The 21,107-nt window shown below is 59.6% G+C and carries 25 protein-coding genes and 1 tRNA gene; 4 read left to right on the forward strand and 22 right to left on the reverse strand.

Going from position 1 to position 21,107, the window contains the following annotated elements; genetic code table 11:
* Positions 1–21: 21 nt before the first annotated feature.
* From ispG to trmJ, 15 genes are all read right to left on the reverse strand, one after another.
* Complete coding sequence (gene ispG, locus CAF73_RS01885) at positions 22–1,131, reverse strand: flavodoxin-dependent (E)-4-hydroxy-3-methylbut-2-enyl-diphosphate synthase (RefSeq protein WP_007956680.1); 1,110 nt, start codon at positions 1,129–1,131, stop codon at positions 22–24.
* Positions 1,132–1,134: 3 nt separating this feature from the next.
* Positions 1,135–2,187 (reverse strand): RodZ family helix-turn-helix domain-containing protein, encoded by a 1,053-nt coding sequence (locus tag CAF73_RS01890; protein WP_085699829.1) that lies wholly within the window; start codon positions 2,185–2,187, stop codon positions 1,135–1,137.
* Entirely contained in the window at positions 2,187–2,945 is a 759-nt protein-coding gene (gene pilW, locus CAF73_RS01895; RefSeq protein WP_085701757.1) for a type IV pilus biogenesis/stability protein PilW, read from the reverse strand. The genes CAF73_RS01890 and pilW overlap by 1 nt, the downstream gene beginning before the upstream one ends.
* Before the next feature lie 12 nt (positions 2,946–2,957).
* Positions 2,958–4,106, reverse strand: coding sequence for a 23S rRNA (adenine(2503)-C(2))-methyltransferase RlmN (rlmN, locus tag CAF73_RS01900; RefSeq protein ID WP_085684616.1), 1,149 nt, complete (start codon positions 4,104–4,106; stop codon positions 2,958–2,960).
* A 28-nt stretch (positions 4,107–4,134) separates the two neighbouring features.
* Complete coding sequence (ndk, locus tag CAF73_RS01905; protein ID WP_065257687.1) at positions 4,135–4,560, reverse strand: nucleoside-diphosphate kinase; 426 nt, start codon at positions 4,558–4,560, stop codon at positions 4,135–4,137.
* Positions 4,561–4,647: 87 nt separating this feature from the next.
* Positions 4,648–4,848 (reverse strand): Fe-S cluster assembly protein IscX, encoded by a 201-nt coding sequence (gene iscX, locus CAF73_RS01910; RefSeq protein ID WP_085699835.1) that lies wholly within the window; start codon positions 4,846–4,848, stop codon positions 4,648–4,650.
* Positions 4,849–4,862: 14 nt separating this feature from the next.
* On the reverse strand, positions 4,863–5,204 hold the full coding sequence (fdx, locus tag CAF73_RS01915; RefSeq protein ID WP_007964424.1) for an ISC system 2Fe-2S type ferredoxin: 342 nt from the start codon (positions 5,202–5,204) through the stop codon (positions 4,863–4,865).
* Positions 5,204–7,069, reverse strand: a complete 1,866-nt coding sequence (hscA, locus tag CAF73_RS01920; protein ID WP_085699837.1) for a Fe-S protein assembly chaperone HscA — start codon at positions 7,067–7,069, stop codon at positions 5,204–5,206. Before hscA ends, fdx begins: the two co-directional genes overlap by 1 nt.
* Before the next feature lie 51 nt (positions 7,070–7,120).
* Entirely contained in the window at positions 7,121–7,642 is a 522-nt protein-coding gene (gene hscB / locus CAF73_RS01925) for a co-chaperone HscB (RefSeq protein ID WP_085699840.1), read from the reverse strand.
* Between the two features lie 8 nt (positions 7,643–7,650).
* A complete protein-coding gene (gene iscA / locus CAF73_RS01930) occupies positions 7,651–7,974 on the reverse strand; it encodes an iron-sulfur cluster assembly protein IscA (protein ID WP_003227904.1) in 324 nt (107 codons plus the stop codon).
* Positions 7,975–8,008: 34 nt separating this feature from the next.
* Positions 8,009–8,395: a Fe-S cluster assembly scaffold IscU gene (gene iscU, locus CAF73_RS01935; protein ID WP_003227907.1), complete on the reverse strand. Its 387-nt coding sequence runs from the start codon at positions 8,393–8,395 to the stop codon at positions 8,009–8,011.
* Between the two features lie 101 nt (positions 8,396–8,496).
* Positions 8,497–9,711 carry an IscS subfamily cysteine desulfurase gene (locus CAF73_RS01940; protein WP_064599246.1) on the reverse strand — a complete coding sequence of 405 codons (1,215 nt, stop codon included), beginning with the start codon at positions 9,709–9,711 and terminating at the stop codon, positions 8,497–8,499.
* 50 nt (positions 9,712–9,761) lie between these two features.
* Positions 9,762–10,253, reverse strand: coding sequence for a Fe-S cluster assembly transcriptional regulator IscR (gene iscR, locus CAF73_RS01945; RefSeq protein WP_007956690.1), 492 nt, complete (start codon positions 10,251–10,253; stop codon positions 9,762–9,764).
* Between the two features lie 168 nt (positions 10,254–10,421).
* On the reverse strand, positions 10,422–11,198 hold the full coding sequence (gene cysE / locus CAF73_RS01950; protein ID WP_085701758.1) for a serine O-acetyltransferase: 777 nt from the start codon (positions 11,196–11,198) through the stop codon (positions 10,422–10,424).
* A gap of 2 nt (positions 11,199–11,200) precedes the next feature.
* Positions 11,201–11,971 carry a tRNA (cytosine(32)/uridine(32)-2'-O)-methyltransferase TrmJ gene (trmJ, locus tag CAF73_RS01955; RefSeq protein ID WP_085699844.1) on the reverse strand — a complete coding sequence of 257 codons (771 nt, stop codon included), beginning with the start codon at positions 11,969–11,971 and terminating at the stop codon, positions 11,201–11,203.
* Between the two features lie 145 nt (positions 11,972–12,116).
* Here trmJ and suhB point away from each other — a divergent pair, with 145 nt between their 5' ends.
* On the forward strand, positions 12,117–12,935 hold the full coding sequence (gene suhB / locus CAF73_RS01960) for an inositol-phosphate phosphatase (RefSeq protein WP_085699846.1): 819 nt from the start codon (positions 12,117–12,119) through the stop codon (positions 12,933–12,935).
* Between the two features lie 95 nt (positions 12,936–13,030).
* On the opposite strand, the gene CAF73_RS01965 is transcribed toward suhB, so the two are convergent.
* The 6 genes from CAF73_RS01965 to queA form a co-directional block, all read right to left on the reverse strand.
* A complete protein-coding gene (locus CAF73_RS01965) occupies positions 13,031–13,579 on the reverse strand; it encodes a glycine zipper 2TM domain-containing protein (RefSeq protein ID WP_011335818.1) in 549 nt (182 codons plus the stop codon).
* Between the two features lie 121 nt (positions 13,580–13,700).
* Positions 13,701–14,615 carry a protein translocase subunit SecF gene (gene secF / locus CAF73_RS01970; protein ID WP_085699848.1) on the reverse strand — a complete coding sequence of 305 codons (915 nt, stop codon included), beginning with the start codon at positions 14,613–14,615 and terminating at the stop codon, positions 13,701–13,703.
* 9 nt (positions 14,616–14,624) lie between these two features.
* The gene (gene secD / locus CAF73_RS01975; RefSeq protein ID WP_085699850.1) at positions 14,625–16,496 is read right to left on the reverse strand and encodes a protein translocase subunit SecD; all 1,872 of its coding nucleotides are present in this window, start codon (positions 16,494–16,496) and stop codon (positions 14,625–14,627) included.
* A 64-nt stretch (positions 16,497–16,560) separates the two neighbouring features.
* A complete protein-coding gene (yajC, locus tag CAF73_RS01980; RefSeq protein WP_065257675.1) occupies positions 16,561–16,896 on the reverse strand; it encodes a preprotein translocase subunit YajC in 336 nt (111 codons plus the stop codon).
* Between the two features lie 43 nt (positions 16,897–16,939).
* Positions 16,940–18,055, reverse strand: coding sequence for a tRNA guanosine(34) transglycosylase Tgt (tgt, locus tag CAF73_RS01985; RefSeq protein WP_161794909.1), 1,116 nt, complete (start codon positions 18,053–18,055; stop codon positions 16,940–16,942).
* Between the two features lie 14 nt (positions 18,056–18,069).
* Positions 18,070–19,119: a tRNA preQ1(34) S-adenosylmethionine ribosyltransferase-isomerase QueA gene (gene queA / locus CAF73_RS01990; protein ID WP_085701759.1), complete on the reverse strand. Its 1,050-nt coding sequence runs from the start codon at positions 19,117–19,119 to the stop codon at positions 18,070–18,072.
* Between the two features lie 108 nt (positions 19,120–19,227).
* Here queA and CAF73_RS01995 point away from each other — a divergent pair.
* Positions 19,228–19,312, forward strand: a tRNA-Leu gene (locus tag CAF73_RS01995).
* A gap of 93 nt (positions 19,313–19,405) precedes the next feature.
* Positions 19,406–19,735 carry a hypothetical protein gene (locus tag CAF73_RS02000; protein WP_085701760.1) on the forward strand — a complete coding sequence of 110 codons (330 nt, stop codon included), beginning with the start codon at positions 19,406–19,408 and terminating at the stop codon, positions 19,733–19,735.
* Between the two features lie 42 nt (positions 19,736–19,777).
* Here CAF73_RS02000 and CAF73_RS02005 read toward each other — a convergent pair whose 3' ends face one another.
* Entirely contained in the window at positions 19,778–20,527 is a 750-nt protein-coding gene (locus CAF73_RS02005; RefSeq protein WP_085701761.1) for a hypothetical protein, read from the reverse strand.
* A 118-nt stretch (positions 20,528–20,645) separates the two neighbouring features.
* Here CAF73_RS02005 and CAF73_RS02010 point away from each other — a divergent pair, with 118 nt between their 5' ends.
* Entirely contained in the window at positions 20,646–21,020 is a 375-nt protein-coding gene (locus CAF73_RS02010) for a hypothetical protein (protein WP_085699875.1), read from the forward strand.
* Positions 21,021–21,107: the final 87 nt, after the last annotated feature.

The raw sequence follows: 21,107 nt of genomic DNA on the forward strand, positions 1-21,107 counted from the left end.
GAAATTCCTTAATTCGTTCGATCAGCCGCGCGCGATAACCGCTGCGTCAGCTTCGACCTTCTCGGCCGCTTTCTCGCGGATCAGCTTTTCCAGCTCGTCCACCAGATTGTCATTCGTCAGCTTCTGCGACGGCTTGCCGTCGATGTAAATCAGGTTTGGCGTGCCGCCGGTCAGGCCGATATGGGCTTCCTTGGCTTCGCCGGGGCCGTTGACCACACAACCGATCACCGCGACATCCAGCGGCACCAGCAGGTCTTCAAGGCGCCCTTCCAGCTCGTTCATGGTCTTGACCACATCGAAGTTCTGCCGCGAGCAGCTCGGGCAGGCGATGAAGTTGATGCCACGGGAACGCAGATGCAAAGACTTGAGAATGTCGTAACCGACCTTCACTTCCTCGACCGGGTCGGCCGCCAGGGAGATGCGGATGGTATCGCCAATCCCCTCGGCGAGCAGCATACCTAGGCCCACGGCGGATTTCACTGTACCGGAACGCAATCCACCGGCTTCGGTGATGCCCAGGTGCAGCGGCTGGACGATTTCCTTGGCCAGCAGACGGTAGGCTTCAACGGCCATGAACACGTCGGAAGCCTTCACGCTGACCTTGAAGTCCTGGAAATTCAGGCGTTCAAGGTGTTCGACGTGACGCAGGGCGGATTCGACCAACGCGGCCGGCGTCGGCTCGCCGTATTTCTTTTGCAGGTCTTTTTCCAGGGAACCGGCGTTGACGCCGATACGGATCGGGATACCGCGGTCACGGGCGGCATCGACCACCGCACGCACTCGGTCTTCGCGACCGATGTTGCCCGGGTTGATGCGCAGGCAATCCACACCCAGTTCGGCCACGCGCAAAGCGATCTTGTAGTCGAAATGGATGTCGGCAACCAACGGCACCTTGACCAGTTGCTTGATCTTGCCGAACGCCTCGGCGGCGTCCATGTCCGGCACCGAAACGCGGACGATGTCGACGCCGGCGGCTTCCAGACGGTTGATCTGCGCGACGGTGGCAGCGACGTCATTGGTGTCGCTGTTGGTCATGCTCTGCACAGCGATAGGGGCATCGCCGCCCACGGGCACGTTACCGACCCAGATCTTGCGCGATTCGCGACGTTTGATTGGAGATTCGCCGTGCATGACTTATTGACCCAACTTCAGGCGAGCGGTCTCGCCACTGGTGAACGGAGCAACATCGACCGGCTGGCCGTTGTAGCTGACCTGGGCGCCACGGGCTACGCCCAGACGCACGGCAAACGGAGGCTTGCCGACGACAGACAGGCTGTCGCCCTTACGCTTGAGGCCGCTGTACAGCACTTTGCCGCTGCCATCGGTCACTTGAGTCCAGCAATCGGCGATGAACTGCACCTGAACCTGGCCTTGACCTGCAGCCGGAGCAACTGGCGCTGTCGGCGCGGGTGCAGCGACGACCGGAGCTGCCGGGGCGGTGACGGTCGGCGCCGGCGTGGTCGGAGCGGCAGGTGCCGGATTCGCTGGAGCAGTAACCACAGGCGCTGGCGTATGGGCCGGGGCAGCCGGAGTGGCGGCTGGCGCAGCGGGTGCCGGAGCAACCGGTGCGGTCGCTGGGGCTGCAGTCTCGGCACCGGTCGATTCAGCCGTGGTTTCCGACTGTGGCAGCGCCAGAGAGGTGGAGCCCTCGGCCTCGCCTTCCGCGACGGCCTGGTCTTCCGGCTCGTCCAGCGGATGAATCTGGGTGGTGCCGTCGGCGCCTTCGACTTCGACGTGTTCCGGGGTCAGGCCGATCAGGTCCTTGGTACGCAGCGAAGTCTGATCCTGCCACCAGACGAAACCGCCGCCGATGACCGCAATCAGCAGCAACAGGCTGACGATACGCAAAATGGTGTGGGAAACCCGCACCGGCTCTTCGATACGGCCCAGGGCGTGGACGTTGCTGCCCTGGGAATCGGTGCCGGTGGACTGGTCGAATTGCTGGACCAGAACGGTCTGGTCCATGCCAAGCAATTTGGCGTACGCGCGAATGTAGCCGCGAGCAAAGGTATGCCCGGGCAACTTGTCGAATGCGCCGGCTTCAAGATTGCTCAGGGAAGTCACGGTGAGGTTGAGCTTGAGGGCCACTTCGGCCAGCGACCAGCCATTGCTTTCGCGGGCCTGGCGCAGGGTCTCACCGGGATTAACGCGATTCGCTGCTACAACTTCGGGATGCGCCGCTTTCATCATTGCTCCGACAGGTATTGCTGATATTCCGGCGTACCGGGATAGAGTCGTTTTAATTGCAGGCCCGCACTGGCGGCCTTGTCGCGATCTTCAAATACTTTTGCCAACCGAACGGCGAGCAACAGACTACGTGCATTTTGCTCGGAGAGCTGGCTGAAACGGTCGTAATAGTCACGCGCGGGCACATAATGCCTGTCTTCGAATGACAACTCAGCCATTTCCAGCAATGCCCTTGGCTGCTGGCGGTTCAAACGCAGCGCTTTTTCCAGCTGCTGCTGCGCCAGATCACGCTTCCCGAGCTTCGCCGCCGTCATGCCGAGGTTTTCGAATACCCGCGAACGCTCAGGATACAGGGTATCGGCGGCTGCCTGTTCAAATCGCTCGTAGGCTTCCTTGTAACGCTGTTCTTCGTAGAGAAAACTGCCGTAGTTGTTGAGGATGCGTGCATCGGCGGGACGGGAGGACAAGGCTTTGCGGAAGTGTTCGTCAGCCAGTTTCGGTTCCATTTCAGCCTGGAATACCAGCCCCAGCGCGGCATTGGCGTCGGGATCCGAACCGTCCAGCTCCAGGGCCTTCTTCAGTGGAACCTTGGCCCGCTCGGTCATGCCCTGCTGCAAGTATCCCAGCCCCAGTTGCACGTAGGCAGCACGCGCTTCGTCACGGCCCTTGCTGGTCTTCATCGGGTTGTAATCGCCCGACAGGACACAACCAGCACACAGGCTGGTCAACAGCAACAGCAGCGCAAAGCGCAGGGACATAGAGATCCTCTCTTAGTTAGTGTTCGCGGCGTTCTGTGCCAGATCGCTGTCGGCGCTCAATTCACGCACGGCGATGTAACGTTCGCTGCGACGGGTGCGATCCAGCACCTGCCCTACCAATTGACCACAAGCCGCGTCGATGTCTTCACCACGAGTGGTGCGCACAGTGACGTTGAAACCGGCCTGGTGAAGCTGATCCTGGAACCGGCGGATGGCGTTGTTGCTCGGCCGCTCGTACCCGGAATGCGGGAACGGGTTGAACGGAATCAGGTTGATCTTGCACGGAATGTCTTTCAGCAACTCGATCATTTCCACGGCGTGCTCAAGCTTGTCGTTGACGTCCTTGAGCAAGGTGTACTCGATGGTCAGCACGCGCTTCTCGCCCAGTTCGGACATGTAGCGCTGGCACGACTCGAGCAGCATCTTAAGCGGATATTTCTTGTTGATCGGCACCAATTGGTTACGCAATGCGTCATTCGGTGCGTGCAGGGACAACGCCAGGGATACGTCGATATGCTTGGCCAGCTCATCGATCATCGGCACCACACCCGACGTGGACAGGGTCACGCGGCGCTTGGAGATCCCGTAGCCCAGGTCATCCATCATCAGATGCATGGCGGCCACGACGTTATCGAAGTTCAGCAGCGGTTCGCCCATGCCCATCATCACCACGTTGGTGATGGCGCGGTCGATGGTAGCCGGAACACTGCCGAAGGATTTGTTGGCAATCCACACCTGGCCGATGACTTCGGCGGCGGTGAGGTTGCTGTTGAAGCCTTGCTTGCCGGTGGAGCAGAAACTGCAGTCCAGGGCACAGCCTGCCTGGGACGAAACGCACAGAGTGCCGCGTTTGCCCTGGGGGATGTAAACGGTCTCGACACAGCTGCCGGACGCCACGCGCACCACCCACTTGCGGGTGCCGTCGCTGGAAATGTCCTCGCTGACCACTTCGGGACCACGGACCTCGGCAACAGCCTTGAGCTTTTCGCGCAAGGCCTTGCTGACGTTCGTCATGGCGTCGAAATCATCGACGCCAAAGTGGTGAATCCATTTCATTACCTGACCGGCACGGAAACGCTTCTCCCCGATTGAGTCGAAGAATTTTTCCATTTCCGGCTGGGTCAGCCCCAGCAGGTTGGTTTTAACAGTCGATGTAGTCATGGATTCACCTTCACTCTCAAGCCAATGCTTAGCGAGTGGTTACTTCGGTAGCTGCGAAGAAGTACGAGATTTCGCGAGCGGCAGCGGCTTCGGAGTCCGAACCGTGAACGGCGTTGGCGTCGATCGATTCAGCGAAGTCGGCACGGATGGTGCCTGGAGCAGCTTCTTTAGGGTTGGTAGCGCCCATCAGCTCACGGTTGCGAGCGATGGCGTTTTCGCCTTCCAGAACCTGAACAACCACTGGACCGGAGATCATGAAAGCAACCAGGTCACCGAAGAAACCGCGCTCTTTGTGCTCAGCGTAGAAGCCTTCAGCTTCGGCTTTGGACAGTTGCTTCATTTTCGAAGCAACCACTTTCAGACCAGCCTTTTCGAAACGGGTAACGATTTCGCCGGCAGCGCCTTTTGCAACGGCGTCAGGCTTGATGATGGAGAAAGTACGTTGAACAGCCATGGTGTAACTCCAGAAACGGTAATTTGCGAAAAATTAAACCCGCGAATTATACGCGGGTTCTTGGGTATTGCCTAACCTGCGAGACGATCAGTCCAATTCATTGGCCCAGAGCTCCTGAACCGCTTCCAGAACCTTCTCGCCAACGCGGCCAGAAGTCTTATCGAAGTCAGGCAGTTCCTCGATCATATGCTGCAGACGGACAAAACCTACAGAATACGGATCGAGCCCCTCATGGGCCTCGGCCAGCTCTTCTGCAATACGTTGAACATCATTCCAACCGTAGCTCATGACAGTCTTACCAGTCAGTGCGGCGCTTCGGCCGCATGGTTAAGCGAATATTTCGGGATTTCGACGGTGATGTCTTCTTCACCGACGATCGCCTGACAGGCCAGGCGCGATTGCGCTTCCAGACCCCAGGCGCGATCAAGGAAGTCTTCTTCCAGCTCGTCAGCCTCTTCCAGCGAGTCGAAACCCTCGCGGATGATGCAGTGGCAAGTGGTGCAGGCACAGACACCGCCGCAGGCGCTTTCCATCTCGATATGGTGTTCGTGGGCCAGCTCGAGAATCGAAGTGCCGGGCTCAGCCTCGACCACCATGCCTTCAGGGCAGAACTTCTCGTGGGGCAGAAAAATGACCTGCGGCATCAGATATCCTCGATTTCATTCAGATTGCGCCCCGACAGAGCGGCTTTCACCGTCTGATCCATACGACGGGCTGCAAAAGCATCGGTCACTTGCGACAGACGCTTGGTCTGCTGCTCGATGGCATAGCCATCAGTGCCTTTCATCAGTTCGGTCAGTTCCTGCACCTGCAGATCGATGACCATGCGCTCTTCGGCGTCGAGCAAACGCTCGCCATCCGCCTCCAGAGCCCCCTGCACCGCTTCGATCAGGCGCTGGGCATCGACTTGCTGCTCGCGAAGCACGCGAGCGACCTTGTCGTCATTGGCGTGCTGGAACGAATCTTTCAGCATCTTGGCGATTTCGCCGTCGGTCAGCCCGTAGGACGGCTTGACCTGGATGCTCGCCTCAACGCCCGAGCCCAGTTCACGGGCCGAGACGCTGAGCAGACCGTCGGCATCAACCTGGAAGGTCACACGAATTTTCGCCGCGCCGGCCACCATCGCCGGAATACCGCGCAATTCGAAGCGAGCCAGTGAGCGGCAATCGCTGATCAACTCACGCTCGCCCTGCAACACATGGATCGCCATGGCCGACTGGCCATCTTTATAGGTGGTGAAGTCCTGTGCGCGTGCGACGGGGATGGTGGTGTTGCGCGGAATCACCTTCTCCATCAGGCCGCCCATGGTTTCCAGACCCAGGGACAACGGAATCACGTCGAGCAGCAGCAATTCGCCGCCATCACGCTTGTTGCCGGCCAGCGTATCGGCCTGGATCGCAGCACCAATGGCCACCACTTGATCCGGGTCGATTTCGGTCAGCGGCTGACGACCGAACGCTTCGGCGACAGCTTCGCGAACACGCGGAACGCGGGTCGAACCACCGACCATGACCACGGCGTGCACGTCTTCCAGCTCGACGCCGGAATCACGCACGGCACGGCGGCAGGCTTTAAGACTGCGGGCGACCATCGGTTCGATCAACGCATCGAAGGCTTCGCGGGTCAGCTGTGCTTTCCAGTCGCCGTAGGCAACTTCAACAGTGTCAGAGTCCGTCAGGGCTTCTTTGGCAGCGCAAGCGGCTTGCAGCAAGCTGCGCTGTGCACCCGGATCGAGGTCGGCGGACAAACCGGCACTTTGGATGATCCAGCCGGCAATCGCATGATCGAAATCGTCACCGCCCAGGGCACTGTCGCCACCGGTGGCCAGGACTTCGAACACGCCGCCGGTCAGACGCAGAATCGAAATATCGAATGTGCCGCCACCCAGGTCGTAAATGGCGACCAGGCCTTCGGCATGCTGATCCAGACCGTATGCCACCGCTGCTGCGGTCGGTTCATTGAGCAGACGCAGCACGTTCAGACCGGCGAGTTTCGCCGCATCCTTCGTAGCCTGGCGCTGGGCATCGTCGAAATACGCCGGAACGGTGATCACCGCGCCCACCAGCTCGCCGCCGAGGGTGGCTTCAGCGCGCTGACGCAATACTTTCAGGATATCGGCGGAAACCTCGACCGGGCTTTTCGGGCCCTGCACGGTGTCGATGAACGGCATGTGCGATTCGCCGCCGACAAAGCGGTACGGCAGCTGATCGCCCAATTGCTTGACGTCGGACAGACCACGCCCCATCAGGCGCTTGACCGACAGCACGGTATTCAGGGGGTCGGAGGACGCAGCCAGCTTGGCCGACTCGCCGACTTCGACGCGATCGGCGTGATAACGCACGGCGGAAGGCAGGATGACCCGTCCTTCGGCATCGGCCAGCGGCTCGGAAAGACCACTGCGCAATGCAGCGACCAGCGAATTGGTAGTACCCAAGTCGATCCCCACAGCCAGACGACGCTGGTGCGGTTGAGGACTTTGGCCGGGTTCGGCGATCTGCAGTAGGGCCATCGTGATCAGGACTTATCTGTATATCAGGCGTGCGACCGGAGCGGCACTGGGTTAATCGTCGAGGCGCTCTTCTAACTGGCGCACTTCGTAGGTGAGCTTGTCGAGGAACTGCATGCGCCGCATCAGGCGTTCGGCCTGTTCGCGTTGCGCTGCATCATCCCAACAGGCTGCGAAGCTTTCGTTGAGCTCTTCCTGCGCGGTTTTCAGGCGACGCTTGAAAGCCGCGACACCGTCCAGGTCGGCACTGTCCTGCAGATCTTCGAGCTCTTCGCGCCATTGCATCTGCTGCAAAAGAAACTCGGGATCGTGGACGGTGACTTCCATCGGCACTTCATGCCCGCTGATGGTCAGCAGGTAGCGTGCACGCCGGGCCGGACTCTTGAGTGTCTGGTAGGCATCGTTGAGCCGCGCAGACTGCTCGAGCGCCGACCGCTGCTCGCGCTCGGAAGCATCGGCAAAGCGGTCAGGATGAACGCCGCGCGCCAACTCGCGATAGCGCGTGGCCAACTGCTCGAGATCCAGGCGAAAGCCCGGTTGCAGCTCGAATAAAGCGAAATGACAAGGAGTACCCACGACAAGCCTCAGATGTTGAAGCTTTCGCCGCAGCCACATTCACCGCGTACGTTGGGGTTGTTGAACTTGAAGCCTTCGTTCAACCCTTCCTTGACGAAGTCAAGCTCGGTGCCGTCGAGGTAGGCCAGGCTTTTCGGGTCGATGATCACTTTCTCGCCGTGACTCTCGAACACCTGATCTTCTGCAACCACCTCGTCGACAAACTCCAGCACGTAGGCAAGGCCGGAACAGCCCGTGGTGCGAACACCCAGACGAATCCCCTCACCCTTGCCGCGCCCGTCAAGGGAGCGCCGCACGTGTCGAGCAGCCGCTTCTGTCATGCTGATAGCCATCGTTGACTCCTTACTCGTCGCCAAATCTTGAAAGTCAGATCAAGCCTTTCTTCTGCTTGTAATCGCGAACGGCGGCCTTGATGGCGTCTTCAGCGAGAACCGAGCAGTGGATTTTCACTGGCGGCAGGGCCAGTTCTTCAGCCAGCTGAGTGTTCTTGATGGTTTCAGCTTCGTCCAGGGTCTTGCCTTTCATCCACTCGGTAGCGAGGGAGCTGGAGGCGATAGCCGAACCGCAGCCGTAGGTCTTGAACTTGGCGTCTTCGATAACGCCCTGATCGTTGACCTTGATTTGCAGACGCATCACGTCGCCGCACGCCGGAGCGCCGACCATGCCGGTGCCAACGTCCGGATCTTCGGCGTTCATCTTGCCGACGTTACGCGGGTTTTCGTAGTGGTCGATGACCTTTTCGCTGTAAGCCATGATTCTCAATCCTCACTCATCAGGGCCGCTCTTGAGACCCTGCAACTGCGCTGCGTAAACCGCCGCGTCGCTACAGGATCCGTATCCGGCGGCTTCTATATTTAGTGTGCCGCCCACTCGATCTTCGAGATATCGACGCCGTCTTTGTACATGTCCCACAGCGGCGACAGAGCGCGCAGCTTGGTAACGGCCTCGCAGACTTTCTGCGCGGCGTAGTCGATTTCTTCCTCGGTGGTGAAACGGCCGAAGGTAAAACGGATCGAGCTGTGTGCCAGTTCGTCGTTGCGGCCCAGGGCGCGCAGTACGTACGAAGGCTCCAGCGACGCCGAGGTGCAGGCCGAACCGGACGAAACCGCCAGATCCTTGAGCGCCATGATCAGCGACTCGCCTTCAACGTAGTTGAAGCTCAGGTTCAGGTTGTGCGGAACGCGCGCGGTGAGGCTGCCGTTGACGTACAGCTCCTCCAGATGCTCGACCTGCTTGTAGAAGCGATCGCTCAATGCCTTGATGCGAACGTTTTCGGCAGCCATGTCTTCCTTGGCCACACGGAACGCTTCGCCCATGCCGACGATCTGGTGAGTCGCCAGGGTGCCGGAACGCATGCCGCGCTCATGACCGCCGCCGTGCATGGTCGCTTCGATGCGCACACGCGGCTTGCGGCTGACGTACAACGCGCCGATGCCTTTAGGGCCGTAAGTCTTGTGAGCGGAGAACGACATCATGTCGACTTTCAGTTTCTGCAGGTCGATTTCGACCTTGCCGGTGGACTGAGCGGCGTCGACGTGGAACAGGATGCCTTTGGAACGGGTCAGCTCGCCGATGGCGGCAATGTCGTTGACGGTGCCGATTTCGTTGTTCACGTGCATCACCGACACCAGGATGGTGTCTTCGCGCAGCGCGGCTTCGATCATGGCCGGGGTGATCAGGCCGTCTTCGGTCGGATCGAGGTAGGTGACTTCGAAACCTTCACGCTCCAGCTGGCGCATGGTGTCGAGGACAGCCTTGTGTTCGATCTTGGAGGTGATCAGGTGCTTGCCCTTGGAGGCGTAGAAATGTGCCGCACCCTTGATTGCCAGGTTGTCGGACTCGGTGGCACCGGAGGTCCAGACGATTTCACGCGGGTCGGCGTTGACCAGGTCGGCCACCTGACGACGGGCGTTTTCGACGGACTCTTCGGCCTTCCAGCCGAACACGTGGGAACGGGACGCCGGGTTGCCGAAGTTTCCGTCGACCAGCAGGCATTCACTCATTTTTTGCGCAACGCGCGGATCGACCGGGGTGGTCGCAGAGTAATCAAGGTAAATCGGCAATTTCATGGACTATCTCCTAAATCAGGCTGGCTGGCGTGCCGCTAGCTCTCTGGCTGTCATTCGACGGCGGACGCTTCAATCTTGTCCAGGCGCGGCGCCTTGCCATTGCAACGACGCTGATCCTGACGCTGGGCCACTTCCTGCACCTCACGGCGAGTTACGAGGTCGGCCAAGCTGATACCGCTGAGAAATTCGTGAATCTGCAGGCTCAGATCGCACCACAGGTGGTGGGTCAGGCAAGTGTCACCGGAGTGGCAGTCGCCCTGGCCCTGGCATTTTGTTGCATCGACCGATTCGTTCACCGCATCGATCACCTGCGCCACCTGGATGCCCTGCATGTCGCGGGACAACTGGTAGCCACCGCCCGGACCGCGAACACTGGAAACCAGGTTGCTGCGGCGCAGCTTGGCGAAAAGCTGTTCGAGATAGGACAGGGAGATGCCTTGGCGCTCGGAGATATCGGCCAGGGACACGGGCCCGTGTTGCGCGTGCAACGCCAGGTCAAGCATGGCGGTCACGGCGTATCGGCCTTTTGTAGTCAGTCGCATGGACAATTACCACGGAGTTCGGAATGGGCGGGAGTATGCAATTCCCGAGCATTTAAGTCAACTATAAGACCTAGTGCTTTAGTCGGGTTTACCCGCAAAAGAGCGCGCGAATGATAGCAGGGTCTGCGGCCTAATGGCACACCGGTCGGCAGCAGCCCTGCAAGCGCGTCAATGGAGCTTGGATTCGTCCTTGCCCTTGACGCAGGCGAAGTCTTCTTCACGCAGCTCGGGCAGATCTTTCGCACAGTAGTTGCTGCCCAGATCCTTCAGCGCGCCGCACATTCCCTCCAGACGCCCGTCCACCGCTTGCAGGTGATCGAGCAACTGGCCAATGGCGCGCGCCACCGGATCGGGCATGTCTTCGCTGACGCCGTAGGCATCGAAACCGATCTTTTCGGCCATCGCCTTGCGCTTGGCGTCGACCTCATCATCAGACTTGACGATGATCCGCCCCGGAATCCCCACAACAGTGGCGCCCGGAGGCACTTCCTTGGTGACCACGGCGTTGGAACCGACCTTGGCGCCAGCGCCTACGGTGAACGGACCAAGCACCTTTGCACCCGCGCCCACCACAACGCCGTCGCCGAGCGTCGGGTGACGCTTGCCCTTGTTCCAGCTGGTGCCACCCAGAGTCACACCCTGATAGATCGTCACGTCATCGCCGATTTCAGCGGTTTCGCCGATCACGATGCCCATGCCATGGTCAATGAAGAAGCGTCGACCGACCTTGGCGCCCGGATGGATCTCGATCCCGGTCAGCCAGCGAGCGAAGTTCGACACCAGCCGCGCCAGCCATTTCAAATCGTTGCGCCAGAGCATGCCGGCCAGTCGATGAATCCAGATTGCATGCATGCCGGGGTAGCAGGTCAGGACTTCAAAAGCGTTACGCGCCGCCGGGTCTCGGTGGAATACGCTCTGGATATCTTCACGCAAACGCTCGAACATCATTAATCCTTCCGCTTAAGGAGCTCGCCACGGGCCGCTTTCTGGGTTTCCGTGAGGATGCCACGCAAAATATTCATTTCCGCCCGGCTGACCGAGCTGCGTCCGTACAACCGGCGCAGGCGCGCCATCAAGTGCCGCGGTTTTTCCGGATCGAGGAATTCGATGGCCACCAGGGTTTGCTCAAGGTGTTCATAGAACCGCTCCAGCTCATCCATGGTCGCAAGCTCTGCGCTTTTCACGGAGGCCACTTCTTCCTTCTCAATCTTGGTCGGCTGGCCTTGTGCAGCCAGCCACGCCATGCGCACTTCATAGCTCAACACCTGCACCGCCGCCCCGAGGTTCAGCGAGCTGAACCCAGGATCGGAGGGGATGTGCACGTGATAGTGACATCGCTGCAGCTCGTCATTGGTCAGGCCAGAATCTTCACGACCGAACACCAGCGCGATTTCCGCGCCCTGCCCTGCCTCCTCGACCACTTTGGTCCCGCACTCGCGCGGATCCAGCAATGGCCAGGGAATACGCCGGTCACGGGCACTGGTGCCGAGAACCAGATTGCAACCGACCAGGGCGTCTTCCAAGGTGGCGACGACTTGCGCGTTTTCAAGGATGTCGCCGGCACCCGAAGCGCGGGCATCGGCTTCGTGATGCGGAAAGACACGCGGATCAACCAGCACCAGACGCGACAGGCCCATGTTTTTCATGGCGCGCGCGGTCCCGCCGATGTTTCCCGGATGGCTGGTATTGACCAGGACGACACGAATATTTTGCAGCACGGCGGGCGCTCTCGGACTCGGCAAAGGGGTGCAAATCTTACAGAACAGCCTACCGTTAAGCTATGAAAGCGAACAGCGACCTTCACCTGAAGAAAAGTTCTGATAGAATGCGCGGCTTTCTTTAACAACCTTAGGTGACACATCCATGCAGCCCATGCTGAATATCGCGCTGCGCGCCGCCCGCAGCGCCAGTGAACTGATCTTCCGCTCCATCGAGCGCCTGGATACCATCAAGGTCGACGAAAAAGACGCCAAGGATTACGTATCCGAGGTGGATCGCGCTGCCGAACAGAAAATCATCGACGCCCTGCGCAAGGCTTACCCGAATCACTCGATCATGGGTGAAGAGACTGGCCTGCACGCCGGCACCGGCATCGAAGGCGAAGAATACCTGTGGATTATCGATCCACTGGACGGCACCACCAACTTCCTGCGCGGCATTCCTCACTTCGCTGTCAGCATTGCCTGCAAATACCGCGGCCGCCTGGAACACGCCGTTGTTCTGGATCCGGTTCGTCAGGAAGAATTCACCGCCAGCCGTGGTCGCGGCGCTCAACTGAATGGTCGTCGCCTGCGTGTCAGCGGTCGCACCAGCCTTGAAGGCGCCCTGCTCGGCACCGGTTTCCCGTTCCGTGACGACCAGATGGACAACCTCGACAACTACCTTGGCATGTTCCGCGCCCTGGTTGGCCAGACTGCCGGTATCCGCCGCGCCGGTGCGGCGAGCCTGGACCTGGCTTACGTAGCCGCCGGTCGTTTCGATGCGTTTTGGGAGTCGGGTCTGTCCGAATGGGACATGGCTGCCGGCGCCCTGCTGATTCAGGAAGCAGGCGGTCTGGTGAGCGACTTCACCGGCGGTCACGACTTCCTTGAAAAAGGCCACGTCGTTGCCGGCAACACCAAATGCTTCAAGGCAGTTCTGACGGCGATCCAGCCGCACCTGCCGGCCTCGCTGAAGCGCTAAGCGTTTCGCGAAACCAAAAACACCCTTCGGGGTGTTTTTTTATGGGCATGAAAAAAGCACCTCGAAAGGTGCTTTTTCTATAAGCCATCAGCCAATCACTGACCTGGCTGGTTCTGCGACAGGATCAGCTTGCCTTCCTTGTCGACCGGAATCTGGTTGCCCGGATCACGATCCATCCGCACCTTGCCTTCCTTGCCGTCCAGCGAATACCGGACGTCATAGCCCACGACCTTGTCGCTGATGTCATTCACCGTGTTGCAGCGAGTCTGAGTCGTCGTGTAGGTATCACGCTCCTGCATACCCTCCTGAACCTTGTTACCGGCGTAACCGCCACCGACCGCACCGGCCACCGTGGCAATCTTCTTGCCGGTACCGCCACCGATCTGGTTACCCAGCAGGCCACCTGCCAGCGCACCGACCACGGTGCCGGCGATCTGGTGTTGGTCTTTCACCGGCGCCTGCCGGGTCACCGTCACATCCTTGCACACTTCACGTGGAGTCTTGATCTGTGTCTTGACCGGCTCTACCGCCAGCACTTGCGCATACTCAGGGCCGCTTTTCACCAGGCTGTAGGTGGCAACAGCACCCCCGGCAGTCACACCGACAGCACCCAATACCGCACCAACCAGCAACGACTTGTTCACATGAACCTCCTGACCATCACATGCGGGAACGCGCCCGCGCTTCTCCCAGCCTTGGAGCAAAAAAAAAGACGCGAGTTCAACTCGCGTCTTTTTTGACTGACCGCCGGGAAAACGATGGCCGTTATGGACGGTCGTCGACTTCCTTCTCGGTGTTGGCCGGAGGAATGAGATCTTCAGAACTCAGGTTCAGCCAGATCAACACCACGTTCGCGATGTAGATCGACGAGTAGGTACCCGCCAGAACACCGATAAACAGGGCGATGGAGAAGCCGAACAGGTTATCGCCACCGAAGAACAGCAGCGCCGCGATCGCCAGCAGGGTGGAGATCGACGTCGCCATGGTCCGCAGCAGAGTCTGAGTTGTCGAGATGTTGATGTTCTCGATCAGCGAAGCCTTGCGCAGGACACGGAAGTTCTCACGCACCCGGTCGAATACGACGATGGTGTCGTTGAGCGAGTAGCCGATGATCGCCAGCACCGCCGCCAACACCGTCAGGTCGAAGGTGATCTGGAAAAACGACAGGATACCGATGGTCACGATCACGTCATGGACCAGCGATACGATGGCGCCGACCGCGAACTTCCACTGAAAGCGGAAAGCCAGGTAGATCAGGATGCCGCCGAGTGCCAGCAGCATGCCGAGGCCGCCCTGGTCACGCAGCTCTTCACCGACCTGCGGGCCGACGAACTCCACGCGCTTGACGGTAGCAGGATTATCGCCGCCGACCTTTTGCAGCGCTTCTGCAACCTGATGACCCAGTTGCGGGTCTTCACCCGGCATGCGCACCAGCAGATCGGTGGTTGCACCGAAGTTCTGCACGACGGCCTCGTGGTAACCCGAAGTCACCAGCTGCTCGCGCACCTTGGTGACGTCAGCCGGACGCTCGTAGGTCAGCTCGATGAGCGTACCACCGGTGAAGTCCAGTCCCCAGTTCATGCCCTTGTGGAACACACTGAAGATGGCCAGCAAGGTCAGAAATACTGTGACGCCGAACGCAAAGTTGCGGACGCCCATGAAGTTGATTGTACGTAACATGGCAGCCCCTTAAATCCACAACTTCTTGAAGTCACGTCCGCCAAAGATCAGGTTGACCATTGCGCGGGTCACCATGATGGCCGTGAACATCGAGGTAAAGATCCCGAGGGACATGGTCACTGCAAAGCCCTTCACCGGGCCGGTGCCCATGGCGAAGAGGATGCCGCCGACCAGCAAGGTGGTCAGGTTGGCGTCAAGAATCGCAGTGAATGCCCGGCCGAAGCCTTCGTTGATTGCACGCTGCACGGTCATGCCGGCGGCGATCTCTTCACGAATCCGCGAGAAGATCAGCACGTTGGCGTCGACCGCCATACCCATGGTCAACACGATACCGGCGATACCCGGCAGGGTCAGCGTAGCCCCCAGCAGCGACATCAGCGCCAGCAGCAACACCATGTTCACTGCCAGAGCAACGGTGGCGATGACGCCGAAGAAACGGTAGATGGCGATGATGAACAGCGAGACGAACAGCATGCCCCACAGCGATGCATCGATACCCTTGGTGATGTTGTCCGCACCCAGGCTCGGGCCGATGGTGCGCTCTTCAGCGAAGTACATTGGAGCAGCCAGGCCACCGGCACGCAGCAGCAGCGCCAGTTCGGACGACTCGCCCTGACCGTTCAGGCCGGTGATACGGAACTGCGCACCCAGCGGCGACTGAATGGTCGCCAGGCTGATGATTTTCTTCTCTTCCTTGAAGGTCTGCACCGGAACGTCTTTCTCGACGCCATCAACCATTTGCTTGACGTAAGTAGTGACCGGACGCTGCTCGATGAAGATCACCGCCATGCTGCGACCGACGTTGCTGCGGGTCGCGCGGTTCATCAGATCGCCACCGTGACCATCCAGGCGGATGTTCACTTCAGGCGTACCGTGCTGCGAATCAAAACCGGCCTTGGCATCAGTCACCTGGTCACCGGTGATGATCAGGCCACGCTCGATCTGGGCAGGAGGACGCTTGCCTTCACGGAACTCGAAGGTTTCGGAAGTGGCTTTCGAAGCGCCAGGTTCTGCAGCCAGACGGAACTCGAGGTTGGCGGTCTTGCCGAGGATACGCTTGGCTTCGGCAGTGTCCTGCACGCCCGGCAGCTCAACCACGATACGGTTGGCGCCCTGACGCTGGACGATCGGTTCGGCAACACCCAGCTCGTTGACGCGGTTACGTACCGTGGTCAGGTTCTGCTTGATGGAGTATTCACGGATTTCCGCCAGCTTGGCCGGGGTCATCGCCAGACGCAGCACCGGTTGACCGTTGAGGTCGGCCGGAACAATGTCGAAATCGTTGAAATTCTTGCGGATCAGCGCGCGGGCCTGTTCGCGGGAGTCAGCATCGCTGAAGCCCAACTGAATGGCGCCATTGAGTTGCGGCAGGCTGCGATAGCGCAGTTTCTCTTTGCGCAGCAGGCTCTTGACGTCGCCTTCATAGACTTTCAGGCGGGCGTCGAGGGCTTTGTCCATATCCACTTCCAGCAGGAAGTGCACACCACCGGACAAGTCCAGACCCAGCTTCATCGGGTGCGCGGCCAGGTTGCGCAACCATTGCGGGGTGGTTTGCGCCAGGTTAAGCGCGACGACGTAGTCATCACCCAATGCCTTGCGGACAACGTCCTTGGCCGGCAGCTGGTCTTCAGCCTTGGTCAGACGGATCAGACCGCCCTTGCCGTTCGCAGCCAGGCTCGAAGCCTTGACGTTGATCCCGGATTCCTTGAGCGCGGTGCTCGCGCGATCCAGATCGGCCTGATTGACCTGCAGGGCCGTGCTGGCGCCGCTGATCTGAATGGCCGGGTCATCGGGGTATAGATTCGGAGCGGAATAAATCAGACCGATCGCCAGCACCGCCAGGATCAGAATGTATTTCCACAGAGGGTATTTGTTCAGCATCACGCCGCCCGTTATGAACGCGGGGCGCCTTGCGCGCCCCGTCGATTGAGTAGAAGTTGGAACCTTAGATCGCTTTCAGCGTGCCTTTTGGCAGCGTGGCGGCGATGGCGCCCTTCTGGAACTTCATTTCCACGGTGTCGGAAACTTCCAGAACCACGAAGTCATCGGCCACTTTGGTGATCTTGCCGGCGATGCCGCCGGTGGTGACCACTTCGTCGCCCTTCTGCAGGCTGTTCAGCAGGTTCTTCTGCTCTTTGGCGCGCTTGGCCTGTGGACGCCAGATCATCAGGTAGAAGATGACCAGGAAGCCGACCAGGAAAATCCACTCGAAGCCGCCGCCCATAGGCGCTGCAGCCGGTGCAGCCGCGTCAGCCATGGCATTAGAGATAAAAAAGCTCATTTAGCACTCCAGTTGCAAATGTTGAATCTTGGGGTCAGAAAACTCAGTCCAAAGGCGGAACGGGAAGCCCGCGTTTGGCGTAGAAGGCATCGACAAAGGCGGCCAATGTACCCTGTTGAATAGCCTCGCGCAAACCAGCCATCAGCACCTGATAATGGCGCAAATTGTGGATGGTATTGAGCATGCTGCCGAGCATTTCGCCGCACTTGTCCAGATGATGCAGATAAGCGCGGGAGAAGTTCTGGCAGGTATAGCAATCGCAGGTGGGATCCAGAGGCGAATCATCATGGCGATGGAACGCGTTACGGATCTTCAGCACGCCTGTATCAATGAACAGATGCCCGTTGCGGGCATTACGGGTTGGCATCACGCAATCGAACATGTCCACACCGCGGCGCACACCCTCAACCAGATCTTCCGGTTTGCCAACGCCCATAAGGTAACGAGGTTTGTCAGCCGGCATCATGCCTGGCAGGTAATCCAGCACCTTGATCATTTCGTGCTTGGGCTCGCCCACCGACAGGCCGCCGATGGCCAGGCCGTCGAAACCGATCTTGTCCAGGCCTTCCAGCGAGCGCATGCGCAGGTCCTGGTGCATGCCGCCCTGGACGATGCCGAACAGCGCCGCCGTGTTGTCGCCGTGGGCGTTCTTCGAACGCTGGGCCCAACGCAGCGACAGCTCCATGGAGACACGGGCAACGTCTTCGTCAGCCGGATACGGGGTGCATTCGTCGAAGATCATCACGATGTCCGAGCCCAGATCGCGCTGAACCTGCATCGACTCTTCCGGGCCCATGAACACTTTCGAGCCGTCGACCGGGGAGGCGAAGGTCACGCCCTCCTCCTTGATCTTGCGCATGGCGCCGAGGCTGAACACCTGGAAACCGCCGGAGTCGGTCAGGATCGGGCCTTTCCACTGCATGAAATCGTGCAGGTCGCCGTGTTCCTTGATCACTTCGGTACCCGGGCGCAGCCACAGGTGGAAGGTGTTGCCCAGAATGATCTCCGCGCCGGTGGCGACGATGTCACGCGGCAACATGCCCTTGACCGTGCCGTAGGTGCCCACCGGCATGAAGGCCGGGGTCTCGACGGTGCCACGCGGGAAGGTCAGACGACCGCGACGAGCCTTGCCATCGGTGGCAAGCAGCTCAAACGACATACGGCATTGGCGACTCATAGTGTTTCCTCAGGGCCACGTGGTGCGGGATTACGGGTAATGAACATCGCATCACCGTAGCTGAAAAAGCGGTATTGGTTGTCGACGGCAGCTTTGTAGGCGGCCATGGTCTCGGGATAACCGGCAAACGCCGAAACCAGCATCAACAGCGTGGATTCGGGCAAATGGAAATTGGTGACCAGCGCATCGACCACATGGAACGGCCGGCCCGGGAAGATAAAGATGTCGGTGTCGCCGCTGAACGGCTTGAGCACGCCGTCGCGGGCGGCGCTTTCCAGCGAACGCACGCTGGTGGTGCCGACAGCAATCACTCGACCGCCACGGGCGCGACAGGCCGCGACCGCATCGACCACTTCCTGACCGACTTCCAGCCATTCAGTGTGCATGTGGTGATCTTCGATCTTCTCGACGCGCACTGGCTGGAACGTACCCGCGCCAACGTGCAGCGTGACGAACGCAGTCTCGACGCCCTTGGCGGCGATCGCGTCCATCAGCGTCTGATCAAAATGCAGCCCGGCGGTCGGTGCCGCCACCGCGCCGAGCTTCTCGGCATACACGGTCTGATAGCGCTCGCGATCCGAACCTTCGTCCGGGCGATCTATATAAGGAGGCAACGGCATGTGCCCGACGCGATCGAGCAGCGGCAACACTTCTTCGGCAAACCCCAGCTCGAACAGCGCATCGTGACGCGCCAGCATCTCGGCTTCGCCGCCGCCGTCGATGAGGATCTTCGAACCCGGTTTCGGCGACTTGCTGGAGCGCACATGGGCCAGCACGCGGTGGGAATCGAGCACGCGCTCGATGAGGATTTCCAGCTTGCCGCCGGACTCCTTCTGCCCGAACAGGCGCGCCGGAATCACCCGGGTATTGTTGAACACCATCAGATCGCCGGGGCGCAAATGCTCCAGCAGATCAGTGAATTGACGGTGTGCCAGGGCGCCGCTGACCCCATCCAGGGTCAACAGGCGACTACCGCGACGCTCGGCCAAAGGATGGCGGGCAATCAGCGAATCAGGAAGCTCGAAGGTAAAGTCAGCAACGCGCATGATGGGGTTCGTCTAGCAGGGCCGGAAAGTCTAGCGGAAATATCGAAAATTGACCATGAAACGTGATTGACCAACGGTAGGCACCTCTCTATACTTCGCCGCCATTGAGCCCTGATGGCGGAATTGGTAGACGCGGCGGATTCAAAATCCGTTTTCGAAAGGAGTGGGAGTTCGAGTCTCCCTCGGGGCACCAAAATCAAGAAAGGTCTTGCTTAGCAAGGCCTTTTTTTTCGTCTGTCGGAAAGTGCCGCTGGCCCTCCGGCGTGATCTCGCACAGGTTCACCCCATGGAAACGTCACTGGAAACCGTCGCCCTTTTCTCCCTGAAACTCGCTTACGAGGAAGAAGGCCTGAGCCCGATTCTGCGCGATGACATGGTCATGGGCGACTATCAGAAAGACGTATTCGAACTGCTGGTGCGCCGGGGTGATGTCGAGACGATCCAGTTCAAGATGAACGAGTGCCTGGCGCTGGCGATGGATGCGTTGGGTGGCGTCGAGAAACCGCTGGGGCGGGAACTGCACAAGTTGTCGACCGACCTCAGTCAGGCGCAATCGCTGGAGCAGCTGGATCAGCCGCTCCTCGCGCTCAAGGGTTATCTCAAGGACATTCTGTAATTCAGACGCGCGATCCGGAGAAACGGTGCGACTGCTTTGCAGTCAGCGCCGAGCCTTCAACACCCGAACATCCGTCGCAAAACCGTCCGCACCGACCATTTTCTTCCAGCCCACATACTGGAATTCGCCCCGCCCATCGATGTAATCCCCCTTCTCCACCGACCTGCCGCCGACGATCGCCACGCGTTTTTCCTCACCACAGCCGCCATCCGACGGCCGAACGGTGTAGATCACATACGGCTTCACATATTGCGTGGCGCGAAAGTATTGGCCGCAGACTTCATCGACGGTAATCAGCATGGTTTTCAGGCGTGCTTCGCCGTCCGTGTCTTCGTGAAGTTTGAGGAAGGAAATTTCGCCGACATCGCTGAAGCCGAGCGAACGGGCGCGTTGGTATTCGGGGGAGTTCTGGTGGGCGATGCGGCCTTGCTCGGCGGCCTGGTTCATTCTGTCGGCGAACTCGGCTTTGCCACGGGCAATCATCGCATCGGCCTCGGCCGCCACGTTTTCGCATTGAGCGAATTCCCGCGAGGCGAGGTATTGGGGAGGCAGGTTCGTGCGGCGTTCATTCATGCTCCCCAGGCTGTTCTCCAGATTGCCCATCACCTCAAAGGCGCCGGATACACGACCGCTCTGGACGTCGGCCATTTTTTCCTGCATGCGCTGACAGTTGGCAAGGTAATACTTCCAGCTGTTTTCCGGGTGCTCTTTCCAGGCGGCGAATACCGGGGTCATGGCGCTGGCGAAAGTGATTGCACACAGCAGACGCAGAGCAGGGGCGACTTTTGACATGAGTAGTCCATTACAGGAATCAGGAGTGGCGCGAAGCTACTATTTTGCTATCGTGCCGTCCACTGTCGCCAGGCTTATCAAACGCATGCAACGCGACTGATTCAAAAGGATGAATTCGATGGATGGTGTGATTGCCTTAATGGCTTGGGCCGGCATGTGGGTGTGGGTTGTCCGGCAACGCGGCGCGTGGAATCTGCTTCTCGCCAATGTGCTGGGCGCAGCCAGCGGCATGGTGGTGGCTGTGACGGTCAGCGAGCTCTGTATCGGCCTGTTCGGATCAACCCGACCGCCGATTTACGGCGTCATGGGCATATTGCTGGAAATAATGGCAACGGTTGCCACGCTGGTGGGTGTCTGGATGCTGGTTGCCCGTCGCTCGCAGGCTGAACACCCCGCCATGCGTCAGCTTCAAGGCGCCGCATGCGGCATGGGGGCGTGCTTGGCGGCGATCATATTGTTTGCAATCATCAATTCACCCAAAAACGGCATGTAAATGTCTTCGTGGCGTCAGACTTCCATTTTGGTATCTTGCCGCCCCATCGTCGGGACTCATTCTGCGCGACGCACTGTTTTCAGGTTT

Origin of the sequence: Pseudomonas sp. B15(2017) (assembly GCF_002113215.1) — a bacterium.
GTDB lineage: Bacteria > Pseudomonadota > Gammaproteobacteria > Pseudomonadales > Pseudomonadaceae > Aquipseudomonas.

Bases quoted from the DNA above. Each gene is read 5' to 3' on its own strand.
- ispG (WP_007956680.1), bottom strand. From the start codon at position 1,131: ATGCACGGCGAATCTCCAATCAAACGTCGCGAATCGCGCAAGATCTGG.
- CAF73_RS01890 (WP_085699829.1), bottom strand. From the start codon at position 2,187: ATGAAAGCGGCGCATCCCGAAGTTGTAGCAGCGAATCGCGTTAATCCC.
- pilW (WP_085701757.1), bottom strand. From the start codon at position 2,945: ATGTCCCTGCGCTTTGCGCTGCTGTTGCTGTTGACCAGCCTGTGTGCT.
- rlmN (WP_085684616.1), bottom strand. From the start codon at position 4,106: ATGACTACATCGACTGTTAAAACCAACCTGCTGGGGCTGACCCAGCCG.
- ndk (WP_065257687.1), bottom strand. From the start codon at position 4,560: ATGGCTGTTCAACGTACTTTCTCCATCATCAAGCCTGACGCCGTTGCA.
- iscX (WP_085699835.1), bottom strand. From the start codon at position 4,848: ATGAGCTACGGTTGGAATGATGTTCAACGTATTGCAGAAGAGCTGGCC.
- fdx (WP_007964424.1), bottom strand. From the start codon at position 5,204: ATGCCGCAGGTCATTTTTCTGCCCCACGAGAAGTTCTGCCCTGAAGGC.
- hscA (WP_085699837.1), bottom strand. From the start codon at position 7,069: ATGGCCCTACTGCAGATCGCCGAACCCGGCCAAAGTCCTCAACCGCAC.
- iscA (WP_003227904.1), bottom strand. From the start codon at position 7,974: ATGGCTATCAGCATGACAGAAGCGGCTGCTCGACACGTGCGGCGCTCC.
- iscU (WP_003227907.1), bottom strand. From the start codon at position 8,395: ATGGCTTACAGCGAAAAGGTCATCGACCACTACGAAAACCCGCGTAAC.
- CAF73_RS01940 (WP_064599246.1), bottom strand. From the start codon at position 9,711: ATGAAATTGCCGATTTACCTTGATTACTCTGCGACCACCCCGGTCGAT.
- iscR (WP_007956690.1), bottom strand. From the start codon at position 10,253: ATGCGACTGACTACAAAAGGCCGATACGCCGTGACCGCCATGCTTGAC.
- cysE (WP_085701758.1), bottom strand. From the start codon at position 11,198: ATGTTCGAGCGTTTGCGTGAAGATATCCAGAGCGTATTCCACCGAGAC.
- suhB (WP_085699846.1), top strand. From the start codon at position 12,117: ATGCAGCCCATGCTGAATATCGCGCTGCGCGCCGCCCGCAGCGCCAGT.
- secF (WP_085699848.1), bottom strand. From the start codon at position 14,615: ATGTTACGTACAATCAACTTCATGGGCGTCCGCAACTTTGCGTTCGGC.
- secD (WP_085699850.1), bottom strand. From the start codon at position 16,496: ATGCTGAACAAATACCCTCTGTGGAAATACATTCTGATCCTGGCGGTG.
- yajC (WP_065257675.1), bottom strand. From the start codon at position 16,896: ATGAGCTTTTTTATCTCTAATGCCATGGCTGACGCGGCTGCACCGGCT.
- tgt (WP_161794909.1), bottom strand. From the start codon at position 18,055: ATGTCGTTTGAGCTGCTTGCCACCGATGGCAAGGCTCGTCGCGGTCGT.
- queA (WP_085701759.1), bottom strand. From the start codon at position 19,119: ATGCGCGTTGCTGACTTTACCTTCGAGCTTCCTGATTCGCTGATTGCC.
- CAF73_RS02000 (WP_085701760.1), top strand. From the start codon at position 19,406: ATGGAAACGTCACTGGAAACCGTCGCCCTTTTCTCCCTGAAACTCGCT.
- CAF73_RS02005 (WP_085701761.1), bottom strand. From the start codon at position 20,527: ATGTCAAAAGTCGCCCCTGCTCTGCGTCTGCTGTGTGCAATCACTTTC.
- CAF73_RS02010 (WP_085699875.1), top strand. From the start codon at position 20,646: ATGGATGGTGTGATTGCCTTAATGGCTTGGGCCGGCATGTGGGTGTGG.